This is a genomic window from Brachybacterium kimchii (assembly GCF_023373525.1).
GTDB classification, from domain to species: Bacteria; Actinomycetota; Actinomycetes; order Actinomycetales; family Dermabacteraceae; genus Brachybacterium; species Brachybacterium kimchii.
In genome coordinates, this window is record NZ_CP097218.1 from 1,649,977 (window position 1) to 1,664,937 (window position 14,961).

General features: G+C 74.6%; 9 protein-coding genes. 5 read left to right on the plus strand and 4 right to left on the minus strand.

From position 1 onward, the window contains the following. Positions 1-206 precede the first annotated feature (206 nt). Positions 207-1,664 (plus strand): FAD-binding oxidoreductase, encoded by a 1,458-nt coding sequence (locus M4486_RS07890; protein WP_249480598.1) that lies wholly within the window; start codon positions 207-209, stop codon positions 1,662-1,664. A 9-nt stretch (positions 1,665-1,673) separates the two neighbouring features. On the opposite strand, the gene M4486_RS07895 is transcribed toward M4486_RS07890, so the two are convergent. Together M4486_RS07895 and M4486_RS07900 are read right to left on the minus strand one after the other, a co-directional pair. Next, positions 1,674-5,240: an ATP-dependent DNA helicase gene (locus tag M4486_RS07895; protein ID WP_249480599.1), complete on the minus strand. Its 3,567-nt coding sequence runs from the start codon at positions 5,238-5,240 to the stop codon at positions 1,674-1,676. After that, complete coding sequence (locus M4486_RS07900; protein WP_249480601.1) at positions 5,237-8,791, minus strand: PD-(D/E)XK nuclease family protein; 3,555 nt, start codon at positions 8,789-8,791, stop codon at positions 5,237-5,239. Before M4486_RS07900 ends, M4486_RS07895 begins: the two co-directional genes overlap by 4 nt. Before the next feature lie 279 nt (positions 8,792-9,070). Between M4486_RS07900 and M4486_RS07905 the strand changes: the two genes are divergently transcribed. From M4486_RS07905 to M4486_RS07920, 4 genes are all read left to right on the plus strand, one after another. Further along, positions 9,071-9,775 carry a TetR/AcrR family transcriptional regulator gene (locus M4486_RS07905; RefSeq protein WP_249480602.1) on the plus strand — a complete coding sequence of 235 codons (705 nt, stop codon included), beginning with the start codon at positions 9,071-9,073 and terminating at the stop codon, positions 9,773-9,775. 153 nt (positions 9,776-9,928) lie between these two features. Further along, complete coding sequence (locus tag M4486_RS07910) at positions 9,929-10,150, plus strand: DUF3107 domain-containing protein (protein ID WP_152353481.1); 222 nt, start codon at positions 9,929-9,931, stop codon at positions 10,148-10,150. Between the two features lie 208 nt (positions 10,151-10,358). Next, positions 10,359-12,242: a DEAD/DEAH box helicase gene (locus tag M4486_RS07915; protein WP_249480604.1), complete on the plus strand. Its 1,884-nt coding sequence runs from the start codon at positions 10,359-10,361 to the stop codon at positions 12,240-12,242. 10 nt (positions 12,243-12,252) lie between these two features. Further along, positions 12,253-13,236 (plus strand): Rossmann-fold NAD(P)-binding domain-containing protein, encoded by a 984-nt coding sequence (locus M4486_RS07920; RefSeq protein ID WP_249480606.1) that lies wholly within the window; start codon positions 12,253-12,255, stop codon positions 13,234-13,236. Positions 13,237-13,439: 203 nt separating this feature from the next. Here the strand turns inward: M4486_RS07920 and M4486_RS07925 are convergent, their stop codons facing one another. Further along, positions 13,440-14,072 (minus strand): MarC family protein, encoded by a 633-nt coding sequence (locus tag M4486_RS07925; RefSeq protein WP_249480607.1) that lies wholly within the window; start codon positions 14,070-14,072, stop codon positions 13,440-13,442. Continuing rightward, positions 14,069-14,956 (minus strand): PHP domain-containing protein, encoded by an 888-nt coding sequence (locus M4486_RS07930; protein ID WP_249480608.1) that lies wholly within the window; start codon positions 14,954-14,956, stop codon positions 14,069-14,071. The genes M4486_RS07925 and M4486_RS07930 overlap by 4 nt, the downstream gene beginning before the upstream one ends. Between the last annotated feature and the right edge of the window lie 5 nt (positions 14,957-14,961).

Here is a 14,961-nt window from a genome sequence, read left to right on the forward strand (position 1 = left end):
ATTCGCGACCATGGTCTGATCCCCCGGGCGCCGCGTGGTGGTGTGCTCGTACTCGTGCAGTCGACGCCGTCCGCTCCTGCCCCGGGATCCTCCGTCATCGGGATCGTCCCGCCCCGGGATCCGGCCCTGCCGACTGTCCCTGCCCGAACGGGCGGGTCCGGTGCGCGCCGCGCACTCCTCGAGAACGCGAGAGGCAGACAACGATCATGCGATCCCTGAACCGTCGAGAACTGCTGGGAGGCGGCATCGGGCTCGCCGCCGCGACCGCCGCCACGCTCGGGAGCACCGCCCCGGTGCTCGCCGAGGGCTCCGCGAAGGGCCTGGGCCCGAAGAACTGGGAAGCCCTGGACGACGAGCTGAGCGGCAGCGTGCTGCTGCCCGATGACGACGACTACGCCACGGACAAGAAGCTGTTCAACCCCGCCTTCGACTCCCGCAGTCCGACCGCGGTGATCCGTCCCCGCTCCCGCGGCGACGTGGAGCGCGTCATGGAGTTCGTCCGGGTCCACGGCCTGAAGGTCTCGGCGCGCGGCGGCGGGCACTCGTACGTCGGCGCGTCCGCCGCCGACGACACCGTGGTCCTCGACCTGCGCGACTACCACGGCATCTCCTACTCCTCGAGCTCGAAGCACGTGACCATCCAGGCGGGCGCGGACCTGTACTCCGTGCACGAGGCGCTCTCCGCGCACGACCGCATGATCCCGACGGGCACCTGCCCGACGGTGGGCGCCGTGGGGCTCGCGCTCGGCGGCGGCATCGGGGTCGACACCCGCCGGTACGGGACCACGAGCGACTCGCTGGTCTCCGCCCATGTGGTGCTGCCCGACGGGAGGACCGTCACCGCCTCCGCGGACTCCCGCCCGGACCTGTTCTGGGCGCTGCGCGGCGGCGGAGGCGGACTGAACGGCGTGGTCACCGACCTCACCTTCGCCACGCATCCCCTCCATTCGCAGGCCAGCTTCGCCATGGCCTTCGCGGACTCGGACGCGGAGGAGGTCATCACCGGATGGGCGTCGTGGCTGAAGTCCTCGGACGGCAGCCGCTGGGCGAGCGTGAAGATCAGCACCGACGGGCACGGCACGATGAAGGTGAACGTGATCGGCGTCGCCGATGCCGACGACGCCCGGGACGCCGTGAACTCGCTCGCGAAGGCCACAGGCGCCCGGCCCGACAGCGCGACGTACAAGTCCCGCTCCCACATGGATCTCGTCGACTACCTGGGCGGCGGGAGCTCCTCGGACCGCGAGGTCTTCGCCGCGGGCACCGACGTGCTGCGCAGCGTCGGCTCGAGCACGGCCGAGGCGATCGTCGCGGCCGTGAAGAAGCGCTCGACGGCCGGGCAGAAGACCGCCGCGATCCTCGATCCCCTCGACGGCGCCGTCCACGACGTGGAGCGCTCCGGCACCGCCTTCCCGTGGCGCTCGCAGACCGCTTCGCTGCAGTGGTACGCGAGCCTGACCTCCACCTCGGGCCTCGAGGACGCGAGGGCATGGGTCGAGGCCTCGCACGAGGGCGTCGACTCCGCCAGCAGCGGCGGGTACGTCAACTACCTCGAACCCGGTGACAGCGCGGAGCGCTGCTTCGGCGAGAACGCCGCGAAGCTCGCGCGGATCCGCGAGCACTACGACCCCAGCCACAGGATCACCTGCGGGCTCGAGGTGTGACGACGGGCGCTACGGACGCCCAGGCGACGGCGAGCCCGTCGGCGGGGCGTCCGTCGGCGGGGCGTCCGTCGGCGCGTCCCCCTCGGCGAGGAGCATGTGCTCGAGGGCCTGGCGCGACGGGTGTCGGCGCACCTCGTCGGTCTTCCCGGCGGCGACGTAGAAGAACACGGTGCGGATCCGCGACAGCGGGAGGCCCGTGCGCTCGTGCCAGGCCAGGCGGTAGACCGAGAGCTGCAGGGCGCGGGCGCGCCGACGGGCCCCGCTGGGCGGCGCCCCGGTCTTCCAGTCCAGGATGACCACGCCGTCCTCGGAGTCCGGATCGGGGAACACGGCGTCGATGACGCCGCGGATCGCGAGCGGACCGATGCGCGTGGTCACCGGCTCCTCCACGGCGATCGGCACCTGCTGGGCGTAGGGCGAGCGCTCGAAGGCCTCGCGCATGCGGGCCAGCGCCTCGGCGTCCGAGAGCTCCCCGTCGGCCGTGGCCCCGGGGTCTCCGTCGGCCGCATCCGCGAGCGGGCCGTCCTCGAGGTCGGCGAGCTCGGTGAGGTCCTCGAGGTCCAGGAGCGCACCGCCCTCGAGTCGCTGCTCGAGCCACGCGTGGAAGGCGGTGCCGCGGCGGGCCGAGCGCGAGGGCCGACGGGGCAGCGGCCGCAGCATCGACCGCGCCGCCGCCTGCGGATCCTGCGCGCGGGCGACGATCTGGGAGGCCGAGAGCCGTGCGGGCGAGCGCACCGTGAGCTGTGCACGGCGCTCCGCGAGATCCGCGAGGACCCGGCGGGTCTGCTCGGCCAGGGCGGCGTCCTCGGGGAGCTCCGGGAGTCGGCCGTCGGCCGCGGCGCGCACGAGCGCCTCGGCGTCGGCGCGCCGGCGCTCGGCCTCCCCGGGCGCGGGAGGCCAGGAGGCCTCGAACAGCCGCGCGTCCAGCGGGTTCTTCTCGGGGACGTCCTCGATCTCCTGGAAGCGCTCGGGAACCAGGGGCAGCGTCTCGCGCAGGTAGCGCGAGCGCGGCCGGGGCCTGGCCGCCCCGGTGCGCCACGCGCACGAGCTGAGCAGCAGGTCCTCCCGGGCACGGGTGACCGCGACGTACATCAGCCGCCGGTCCTCGCGCAGCGTCTCCTCGCCCTGGGCGAAGCGGAACTCCTGGACCAGGGACTCGGCATCGACCTGGGTGTCGGCGCTCGCCCAGTCGAGCTGCGGCAGGATGTCGGCGTCCCCGCGCAGGGAGCTGGGGATCGAGGCCTCGGCGAGCTTCCCGGTCCACCCGGAGTCCGCCACGCGCACGCTGCCGTCCTCGGTCGTCTTCGCGCGGCGAAGGTCGTAGGACGGGACGGAGCCCTCGCTGAGGCCCGCGACCGCGACCAGGTCCCATTCGAGGCCCTTGGCGGAGTGCATGGTGACCACCGTGATCGCGTCGGGGTCGGGATCGGCCTGACCCGCTCCCATGGCGAGTCCCGCCTCCTGGTCCTCGCTGATCTCGAGCAGCGCGAGGAAGGGGCCCAGGCCCGGTCGCTGGGCGGTGCGCTCGAAGGCGGCCGCGTGCTCGCGCAGCGCCGGGAGTCCGCCGAGGGGCGGGTCGGTGGGCGACTGGGAGAGCAGGGTGAGGTCGAGGTCGAGCGCGCGCACGGCCTCCTGGATGAGGTCGGGCAGCGGGAGCGCCAGGCGGCGGCGCAGGCTGCGCAGGATCCCCTGCAGATCGCGCAGGCGCTCGCGGGCGGTGGAGCTGAGGGAGCGGCCGTCGGGATCGGTCCAGTCCGGGGCGGGGAGATCGTCGACGGCGTCGATGAGAGTCATCTCGTCGGCCCCGTCGGCCGCTCCGATGCCCGTCGCGCCGACGCCCGCCGCGCTGCTGCGGTCCGTCGCGTCCGCGCCCGCGGCGGCGCGACGACGCCGCGCCGCGAGCTGCTCGCGCCAGCGTCCGAGCACGGACATGTCGCGCGCACCCAGGCGGAAGCGGGGCCCGGCGAGCAGACGCATGAGCCAGTCGCCGCGGCCGGGGTCGTGGACGCATTCGAGGAGGGCGCGCACGTCGGCCACCTCGGGCCGGTCCAGGAGACCGCCCAGGCCCATGACCTGCACGGGGAGTCCTGCCTCCTCGAGAGCCTCGACGATCGGAGGGATCTGCTTGCGCGCACGCACGAGCACGGCGGCGCTCGGCAGCGGCTCCGAGGCCGGCCCGCCCTCTCCCGCGGCACCGGACGGGTGGACCCTCGCGTCCGTCGCGTCGCCTGCCCGACCGCGCCGCGCGAGGATCCAGCGGGCGATCGCGCGCGCCTCGGAGCGCTCGTCGGCGGCCTCGTGGACGTGCACCGTCCCCTCGCCGGCGCCCGGGCGCACCTGCAGCTCGGGGATCGTGATCGCCGTCGAGGCGCTGCGCAGCGGGGCGGCGATGCGGTTGGCGACGTCGAGGACGGCGCGGTCGTTCCGCCAGGAGGTCGACAGGGTGCGCTGCAGGACCGGCGCTTCGGCGGCGCCCGGCGCGCCCGTGGCGCCCGGGGCCGTCGGCGTCGCGAAGGCTCGCGCGAAGCCGTCGAGGGAGGCGGCCGAGGCGCCGCGCCATCCGTAGATCGCCTGCTGCGGGTCGCCGACGGCGCAGGCGGCGTGGCCCGGCCCGAAGAGGTCCGCGAGCATGCGCAGCTGGGCGACCGACGTGTCCTGGAACTCGTCGAGCAGCACCACGGGGTGGAGTTCGCGGGCCAGACGACCGGCCTCGGGCACCTCGCGGGCGATGCGCGCGGCCAGGTACACCTGATCCGAGAACTCCAGGGCGCTGCGCTCGGTGCGGATCGCCGCGAAGCGCTCGAGCAGAGGGATCAGCTCGAGACGCTGCTCGCACGCGGAGATGACGCCGGCGACGTCCTTGGGCGTCGTGCGTCGGCGTCCGCTGATCTGGAGGGGGATCTGGCTGAGATGGTCGCGGATCGCGCGCAGCTCGGCGGCGAGCTCCTCGGGTCCGACGAGGTGGTCGGCGAGCGAGGACGTGAGCGAGACGAGGGCCGCGGTGAGCGAGGCGGGCGAGGCGTCGAGGTCCAGGGAGTCGTCCGCCGCCTCGACGAGCTCGTGGGCGAGCTGCCAGGCGGCCGAGGGCGACATCATGGAGAACTCGGGGTCCAGCCCCACGCGCAGCGCGTGCTCGCGCACCAGATCGAGGGCGAAACCGTTGTACGTGTGGACCTGGACCTCCTGACCCAGCAGGTCGTCCCCCGCCCGCTCGAGGCCGCGCGGGACGGGCAGCCCGTCGGCGCGCAGAGCCGTCGCGAGCGTGCCGAGGCGCCCGGTGATGCGCTCTGCCAGCTCGTGGGCGGCCTTGCGCGTGAAGGTCAGGCCCAGCACCTGGCGCGGCTCGACCAGGCCGTTCGCGATCAGCCAGACCACGCGCGAGGCCATCGTCTCGGTCTTGCCGCTCCCCGCCCCGGCGACGACGAGCATGGGAGCGAGAGGGGCTTCGATGACGGCGATCTGCTCGTCCGTCGGCGCGGGGCGGTCCATGAGCTCGGCGAGCCGGGTCGCGCTGAGACGGGGTGCGCCGGGACGGGCGGCACTGGGGCGGGGCGCGATGGGTCGGGGCGTGTTCACAGCTCGGCCCCCTCGGCCCACAGGGGGCAGATGCGGCGCACCGCGCAGTTGTCGCAGTGGGCGTTGCGGCGGGCGGTGACGCGGGCCCCCGAGACCTCGCGGGCGGTGTCCTCGACGATGGCGTGGAACCAGTCCGGGTCCTCGGCCGCGCCAAGAGCGCTCTGGGTGCGCAGCACCGGCTTCGCGGCTCCCGTGCCGACGTAGACGAGCTGGGCTCCGGCGAGTCGCTGCGGGGCGTCCTCCCCGAGGGTCTCGGCGAGCGCGCCGGAGGCGACGGCGCTCTGGTAGGCGCCCAGCTGCAGGTCCTCCTCGACGTCGGCCGCCCTCTTCGCCGCACGTCCCGTCTTGAGGTCGACGATGCGCAGCGAGCCGATGTCCTTGCGGGCGGGGCTCTGCCCGGCGCCGTGCGGTCCCGTGTCCTGCTCGGCGCTCGCGCGCGCCTCCCCCTCGATGCGGTCGATCGCGCCGCGCAGCACGACGTCGCCGAGGGTGACCTCGAAGGGCGCCTCGATCGCGGCCGCGGGCGGCGCGGTGCGCAGATAGTCCTCGAGCAGGCGCACGGAGCCCTCGGCGCGGCGCAGGGTGCGCCGTCCGGACCAGGTGTCCTCGAGCTGCAGGGGCCGCAGCAGCATGTGCAGGCGCACCACCACGTCCTCGACGCGGTCCGGGGCGACGCCGGCGGGGCTCTCCTGGGCGAGGCGGTGCACGGCGGTGCCCACGAGCTGGGCGGGCCCCGAGGGCCTCGAGCCGCCCGAGCGCTCGAGGAGCCAGGCCAGCGGGCACGCGTGGGCGCGCTCGAGCGCCGACGGGCTCAGCCGCACCTGCGCCCCGCTCTGACGCACGGGCTCGTCGACGCTGGGGCCCTGGTGGTACCAGGTCGACGGGTCGGTGCCCGGCACGCCCTCGGCGCGCAGGCTCTCCAGGAGCACCGCGGCCTGGGCGCTCGTCCCGCTCCCCGATGCCTCCTCCGCGTCCAGCAGGCGACGGCGCAGGGCGGCGACGAGGCGGCGCGCGTCGGGCGCGGGTCCCGGGTCCTCGGTGAGGACGGCGGGATCGAGCCAGCCCTCGCCGGCACGGGACTGCAGCAGCGGGACCAGGGCCGACGGCGCGAGCTCCCCGCCGTCCACCGCGGTGACGAGGACGCGCTCGCGCGCCCGGGTGAGGGCGCTGAGCGCGAGGCGGACCTCGTCGGCCACGACGCTCTCGCGCTGGACGGCGCGCAGGGCCGCGGGTTCGAGCGGCAGCTCCTCGCCGTCGGGACGGGAGCCGAGCAGGCTGAGCTCGGCTGCGCCGAACAGCGTCGAGCGCAGGCGGACGTTGGGCCAGGTGCCCTCCTGGACGCGCGCGAGCACGACCGTGTCGCGCTCGGCGCCCGCGAGCTGCGCAGGGGTGAGCACCGCGACGCGCCCGGCGGCCTCGGCGCGCGGAGCGAGAGTGTCCTCGGCGACGGCCTGGGTGCGGATCTGGTCGATGAAGACGAGCGCGTCGGCCTGCCCGCGGCGCTCGGTGAAGCGATCGACGGCGGCGAACAGGGCCCCGACCGCGTCGAGGCGGTGGGAGGTGAGACGGGCGCGAGCGCCGTCGACGTCCTCCGCGTCCTCGCCGAGGGCCGCGCGCTGCCAGCCCTCGGCCAGGTGCGCGGCCTCCCATGCGGCCCAGAGGGCGTCGGCCGCGGCGGGGGCGGGCCCGAGGTCGCGCACGGCCCGGATCATGCGGCGGATGCGCAGCACGGGGGTGGCGGTCCGGCCACCGTCCTCGAGGCCCGCGGGGGTCTCCTCGGCCACGAGCGCTCGGGCGAGCAGCGCGCTCGAGCCGGTGACCGTCGGGGGGTCCGCAGAGGCCGTGGGGTCGGCGGGGTCCGCAGGTGCTTCGTGATCGGCGGGGTCTGTGGTGTCAGCGGGGTCGGCAGGTGCCGCGGGTTCGGCGGGCGCGGCGCGGCGGGCATCGAGCAGCGCGCGGCGGATCCTGCGCAGGCGCAGATCGTCGGCGTCGCCGAAGGGACCGCGCAGGAGCTGCGCGGCCTCGGCCGCCGTGAGCGCGGGAGCGAGGTCCTCCGCTGTGGGGTCCGCCGCGGGGGACGTCCCGCGCGCGCTCGCTGCACCGGTCGCCGGGCCGCTCACGGCGAGCTCGACGATGCGCAGAAGGTCGGTGACCACGGGCTCCTCCCGCAGGGCGGGCAGGCGCTGCGGGGTGGTGACGGCGAGTCCGTGGCGGGCGAGCATGTCGGCGACCTCGCGCACGATCCCGCCCGAGCGGCAGACCACGGCCATCTCGTCGTAGGGGACGTCTCCGCGATGGTGCAGATCGCGCAGAGCGCCCGCGATCGCGCGCCCCTCCTCCTCGGGGTCCGACGCGGTGAGCACGGACAGCCCTGCGGGGACGACGCGCTCCGAGGGCCCGTCAGGCGGTCCCGCGGCGGGCCGACGCACGTCGGCGGGTGCACCGGCCAGCGGGAGCCGTCCGCGCAGGGCGTCGAGGGCGGCGCGAGGCGTCGCCGAGCGGTGGGCGGAGCTGAGCAGGACCGTGCGGGCGGCGCGCGGGAGGCCTGCCTCGATCCGTGCCGCCGCGTCGGCCACCGCTCCTCGGAAGGAGTCGACCATCACGTCGGGGCAGGTGGTCACGAGCACGCGGGAGCCGGCCCGGGCCAGCGCGAGCACGAGGGAGACGCCGGCGACGGTGAGGTCCTGGGCGTCGTCGACGATCACGGCGGAGGGCAGCAGACGGGGGTCGAGTCGTTCGACGAGGCCGGCGGCGCGGCGCACGAGCGCGCCGGAGTCCAGGCGCGGCCCGGCGTCCAGAGCGGCCTGGGACTGCAGATCGAGCACGTCGAGATATTCGCGGAGGATGTCGGCGGCGTCGAGCCAGGCGGTGCGGCCCCGGCGGTGGCCCAGCCGGCGCAGTGCCGAGGGACCGATGCCCAGCTCCTGGGCGCGGGTGATGAGGTCGCGCAGCTCGGTGCGGAAGCCTGCGAGGGTGCGGGTGGCGGCGTCGACGTCGAGCGACCAGTCCGCGCGGTCGAGGACCAGGTCGCCCAGAAGGGCGTCCTGCTCCGCGCCGGTGACCAGCGTCGGCTCTCCCCTGCCGTCCTCGAGGGCGGCGGCGCGCACCAGGGCGAACCCGAAGGCCGGAGGGGTCGCGACCCGCACCGCGGGGCCGCCCGCATCGGAGGCGCCGCCCGCGAGGGCGACCGCATCGCGCAGCGGATCGGCGGCCGCGCGGCGGGGGGAGAGCAGGAGGATCTCCCTCTCACGGTCACCGCCGCCGGCCGCGCCGTGGGCGCCCTCCCCGCCGCACGCATCTCTTTCCTCGTCGCGCGCTCCCCCGCGCGCGACGGCGCTCGTGCGCGCGAGGGCTGCGGCCAGCGCGAGAGCGGTGCGTCCGGTGCCCGGTGCGCCGTGGACGAGCACATCGCTCCCGCCGAGGAAGGCGTCCAGCGCCTCGCGCTGCGTCGGATCCAGGTCCTGCGGTCGCAGCAGGGCGGGCAGGCGCCGGGGGTCCGGCGGCAGCACCCGCAGCTCGCCGATCCCTGGTCCCGCCTCCGTCTTCTGCACGTCACCCAGTGGACCACAGCAGACGGACATCCGAGACCACGGGCGTGGCCCGCGGGCCAGGTCCGCGCGCTCCTCGACCCCGACCCCGGCAGTGTCGCACGTGCTCCCGCATCCCCCTCGCGCGCCGTTCGCCGAGCGCCGCCCGACGACGCGCGATCCCGGCAAGCCCGACGTACCGGACAAATACCCTAGAATGAGTGGTGCAGGTCGTGCGGGAGGGGTCGCGACCGCGCATCGACATGGGGGCCGAGGGTCGACCTCTGCCGGGAGGAGCCACAGATGGCACGGTCCACGCAGCGGATGCCGAAGTCGGAGCGCCGTGCGCTGGTCCTCGCCACAGCCACCGACGCCTTCGTCGCGCACGGCTTCCGCAGCACCTCCATGGAGGACATCGCGCGTGCCGTGGGCGTCACCAAACCGGTCCTGTACCAGCACTTCGACTCGAAGGAAGAGCTGTATCTCATGGTCGTCGAGGGCGTGGGCGCCCGCGTGGTCGCCGCCGCCCGCTCGCTGCCGCCGCTCACCGGGGACACCGAGGAGCGCGCGCGAGGAGCGATCCGTCGCGTGCAGCGTCTGGCCGACGACCACCTGGGCGTGCGCCTGCTTCTGAGCGAGGAGTCCGTGTCCCGTCCGGTGAGCGCCCTCGTCTCGGTCTTCCGCACCCAGCTCGCGCGCACCCTCGCCCAGGCCCTCGTGCACCGCCCCGTCCTGCCCGACCGCACGGCCGTGCTGCTGGGTCGCTGCCTGATCGCCCTCGCGGCGGGCGACGTGCTGCGCCCCGCGGAAGCGCGCCCCGAGAGCCAGGAGGGGATCACCGCGGAAGGAACCGCCATGGAAGGGACCGCCACGGAGAGGACAGGACCGCCCGGACCGGCGGAGCCGTCGTCCGCGGAGCTCGACCTGCTCTCGCGGTTCGTGGCCTCGGGCATCGCCGGCCTCGAGGAGGACTCCCCTGCGGCAGACGGGGCGCGCGAGCTGGTCTGAGACCTCGCGGTGCCCCCTGCCGGCTCCGCCCTCGATTCCGCCGACGGCGGATTCACCCCACAGCGCACCGCGCAGAGCCCCGCCACCCGCCCGCCGCGGGGCATGCGGCGATAGACTCCCGGATCGACCGCACGCACGAGGGAAGGACCTCACATGGACATCCGCATCGGCATCCAGCACGCGCCTCGCGAGCTCGTGATCGAGACCGAGGAGAGCGCCGAGTCGGTGCAGGCCGCGCTCGAGACCGCCCTGGGCGACGGTTCGATCGCGACCCTCAAGGACTCCAAGGGCGGCACCGTCCTGGTGCCGGGCGCGAAGATCGCCTACGCCGAGATCTCCAGCCCCACCCAGAAGCGGGTCGGCTTCCTGGGCTGATTCCCGGGCTGACCCCGCGGCGACCGCGTCGAGCGGCACGGCCGACGGCAGCAGGGCGAGATGCCCGCGCCGTCGGCCGTCGTGCGTCCGGAGCCCTTCCGCTCCGGCCCGGGCGTCGGCCTGCCGCGTCGGCCTGCCCCGCCCCATCGGGTGACGGAGCGCACAACGCTACGATGGTGGGGCACCACTTTGATCAGAGAGATGAACTGTGCCCGAATCCACCCCGCACACCCCTGAGGCCACCGGCGCGATCGCGCCCGACACCCCGGCCTCCTCCATCGCCGTCGAGCAGAGCTCCGGCACCCCCGATCCCGAGGCGACGGCCGACGCGGCCGCACCCGTCGAGGACACCGCTCCCACGCAGACCTTCGCCGATTTCGACGTCCGCGAGGACATCGTCGAGGCGCTGGCCGCGAAGGGGATCACCCACCCGTTCCCGATCCAGGCCATGACCCTGCCGATCGCGCTCAAGGGGCGCGACATCATCGGCCAGGCGAAGACCGGCACCGGCAAGACCCTGGGCTTCGGCATCCCGATGCTCCAGAGCGTCGTCGCCCCCGGCGAGGACAACCCGCAGAGCCGACCGGTCGGCAAGCCGCAGGGCCTCGTCGTGCTGCCCACGCGCGAGCTCGCCGTGCAGGTCGCGTCCGACCTGCAGGCGGCCTCCGCCAAGCGCCCCGTGCGCGTGCTCACGATCTACGGCGGCCGCGCCTACGAGCCGCAGATCGAGGCCCTCGACAAGGGCATCGAGATCGTCGTCGGCACGCCCGGTCGCCTCATCGACCTCATGCGACAGGGCCACCTGGACCTCTCGCAGGTCCGCACGGCGGTCCTCGACGAGGCCGACGAGATGCTCGACCTGGGCTTCCTCGAGGACATCGAGAAGATCCTCAAGGCCGTCCCGACGACGCGCCAGACGATGCTGTTCTCCGCGACGATGCCCGGTCCGATCATGGCCCTGGCCCGCCGCTTCATGAGCCGGCCCACGCACATCCGCGCCCACGACCCGGGCGACGCGTCGCGCACCAAGGCCGACATCAAGCAGGTCATCTACCGCGCCCACCAGCTCGACAAGATCGAGGTGCTGGCACGGATCCTGCAGGCCCGCGGCCGCGGCCTGACGATCGTGTTCATGCGCACCAAGCGCCAGGCCGACAAGGTCGCCACCGACCTCATGGACCGCGGCTTCGCCGCGGCGCCGCTGCACGGTGATCTCGGTCAGGGCGCCCGCGAGCAGGCCCTGCGCGCGTTCCGCACCGGCAAGATCGACGTGCTGATCGCGACCGACGTCGCCGCCCGCGGCATCGACGTCGAGGACGTCACCCACGTCATCAACTGGAACTGCCCGGACGACGACAAGACGTATCTGCACCGCACGGGCCGCACCGGCCGCGCGGGCAAGAAGGGCACCGCCCTGACCTTCGTGGACTGGGAGGACCTCGCGCGCTGGGCGCTCATCGCCCGTCAGCTGGGGCTGGAGTCCACCGAGGCCGTCGAGACGTACTCGACCTCCGAGCACCTGTTCACCGATCTCGACATCCCGACCGACGCGAAGGGCACCCTCCCCAAGGAGCGGCGCACCCGCGAGGGCCTGGATGCCGAGGAGATCGAGGACCTGGGCGGTCCCGAGTCGCGTCGCGAGGACTCCTCGCGCGGCGGCCGGGGGCGCGACGGCGGCGGTCGCGGCGGTCGTGAGGACGGCCGGCGCGGCGGTCGTGGCGAGGGCGGTCGCGGAGGACGCGGCGGGCGCTCCCGCGGCGACTCCGAGCGCCCCGCTCGCACCGAGGGCTCCGGTGAGGGCTCCGACTCCGAGAAGCCGGCGCAGGACCGACCGCGCCGCTCGCGAAGCCGCACCCGCACCCGTCGCGTGAACGGCGAGGTCGTCTCCGGCTCCGAGAACGGCGGCGCGTCCGGCGGCTCCGCGAACAACGGTCCCGACAAGGCCGGCCGCGACGGCGAGGAGTCCTCGCGCCCGCGTCGTCGGCGCTCCCGCGGCGGCCGCGGTCGTCGCCACGGCGAGCAGGGCGAGCAGAGCAGCACGGGCGGGCGCTCCGAGTCCGGCCACGCCTCCGAGGGCGGCGCGGAGTCCTGACCCGGCTCCGATGACCTCCCCCGCCTGCCTGATCCTCGGCGGCACCGGCACTCTCGCCGCTGCCGCCGAGGATCTCGCACGTTCAGGGGCCGATGTCACCGTCACCTGCCGTCGGCCCGAGCTCGCCCCGCCGCACTGGTGCGCGCTCGGCATCCGCGTGCTGACGCTCGACCGCGACGATGCGCGCGGGATCGATGCGCTCGTCGGGGACGGGGTCGACGGGATCGTCGACGGCCAGTGCTTCACTCCGAGCCATGCGGCCGATCTCGCCCGCTGGTCGCACGCGAGCGGAAGCACGATCATGCTGTCCTCCCGCGCCGTCTACGTCGACGCCGCCGGCCGCCACGCGAACTCCGAGGAGGCGCCGCGGTGGCCCGGGCCCACGCCGGAGACGACCGCGACGATGGAGCATCACGGCGAGCCGTACGCCTCGCGCCTGGGATACGGCGCGAACAAGGCGGAGGCCGAGCGGGTCCTCGCCGCGCACGGGGAGCGCGTGAGCGTGCTGCGGGCGGCTCGCGTCCACGGCCCCTCGACCCGCCGCGTGCGCGAGTGGCCGCTGGTGCGCTCCGTGCTCGAGGGGGCGCGGGAGCTGGCCGTCGAGCGGGCCGACGACCTCGGCACCCTCACCTCCACGGCATCGCTCTCACAGGCCGTCGCCGCCTGCATGCGTCGGCCCTCCGACCGCGTCGTGAACGTCGGCGACGCGCCCGCGGTGACGAACCTCCAGGCGGCCAGGATCCTCGCGGGCGCGCTCGAGGACGGCAGCACGAGCGGAGTCGAGGTGCGCCCCGCTGCGCACGGCGAGGCGGGCGCGCTCCCGGGGGCCTGGGCCACCGGGCAGGAGCTCGACCTCGGCGCGCTGCGCGCTCTCGTCGGCACTCCCCCGGAGCCGACGGCGACCCTGACGCGGACGGCCCGGTGGGTGCGCTCGATCGCCCGACGCGGGACCGACGGCACCTGGGAGCTGCCTGCGCAGTTCGACGGGGACTGACCCTCGGTCGAGCCGGGCCGGACGCCGATCGAGCGCGACCGGACCCCGATCGAGCGCGTGGGGACGTCGATCCAGCGCGACGGGGCGACGGGGCGACGGGGCGACGAACGGTACGAAGTCGTTGCCAAGAGCCTCCTTGGCAACCGTTTCGTACCTCTCACGCCTCGGTGAAGTCCAGAGCGACGACGATGGGACTCCACGCGTCAGGACGCGGCGATCACGCCCCAGGTCTGAAGGAACGAGTGCACGGAGTCGAAGAGCATCTGCACGCTGATCGCCGCGAGCAGCACGCCGGAGATGCGGGTGACCAGGGTGACGCCGCCGTCGCCCAGGATCTTCGCGATGACGTCCGCGAAGCGCATGAACACGTACAGCACGACCGCCATCACCACGAGCGCGATGATCAGCGCGTTCACGCGCGGGAGCTCGCCGTGGGACTGGTCGACGAACAGCATCATCGCCACGATCGCGCCGGGGCCGCCCAGCAGCGGGGTGCCCAGCGGCACCAGGGCCACGTTCACTCCGCTGCTCTGGGCGAGCTCGCCCTCCTTGCCCATCAGCAGCTGCAGGGAGATGAGCAGCAGGAGCAGGCCGCCGGAGAACTGCAGCGCCGGCAGCGAGATGTGCATGTAGGCGAGGATGAAGCGGCCGAACACGGCGAAGGACGCGATGATGAGGATCGCGACGCCCACGGCGACCATCGCCGCGCGCGAGCGCTGCTTCGACGTCATCGTGCGCGTGAGCGAGAGGAAGATCGGCACCGTCCCCGGCGGATCCACGATCACGAACAGCGTGACGAACACTCCCGCGAGGAAGCGCAGATCGACCACGTTCACGGGAGGAGGACCTCGGTTCTGCTCGTGGCGCGCTCGATCAGAGCGGCCAGCACGGACGGACGGGTGAGGTTCTCGCCCAGCCGGTTCGGTTTGCCCGCGCCATGGTAGTCGCTGCCCCCGGTGACCAGGAGCTCGTGGGATCGGGCGAAGGAGCGCAGTCTCGCCCGCGAGACATCATCGTGCTCGCGGTGATCGACCTCGATGCCGGCCAGTCCCGCGGCGACCATCTCCTCGAGGAGGTCCTCGGGGATGGTGCTCCCGCGGGTGAGCGCGCCGGGGTGGGCGACCGCGGCGACGCCGCCCGCGGCGACGATCGCACGCACCGCCTGGGCGGGCTCGGGCGCCCAGTAGCGCACGTAGTACGGGCTCGAGGAGCTCAGCAGATCGCCGAAGGCCTCGGTGCGGTCGGCGACGACTCCGCGGGCCACCAGCGCGTCGGCGATGTGGGGACGTCCGACGGTCGTGCTCGCGCCCGCGACCTGCGCCTCGACGTCCTCCCAGCGGATCGGGTGGTCGGCGGCGAGACGTTCGACCATGCGCCGGGCGCGGGTGGCGCGCGACTCGCGGGCGCGCTCCATGTGGGCGTGCAGCTCCGTGCTCGGCGACGGGTCCGGCAGGAGTGCGAGCACGTGCACCGAGAGGTCCTCGCACTCCGTGGAGACCTCGATGCCGGGGATCACCGCGACGCCGTGCCGGCGGGATGCCTCGACGGCCTCGTCCCAGCCCGCGGTCGTGTCGTGATCCGTGAGCGCGACGACGTCCAGGCCCGCCTCGGCCGCATGCCGCACGAGCGCGTCGACGTCGTCGGTGCCGTCGGAGCACCGGGTGTGCGCGTGCAGGTCGATGCGGGACTCGTCGGCGAGCCCCGGGGGGAGGTGGGCCATGTGCC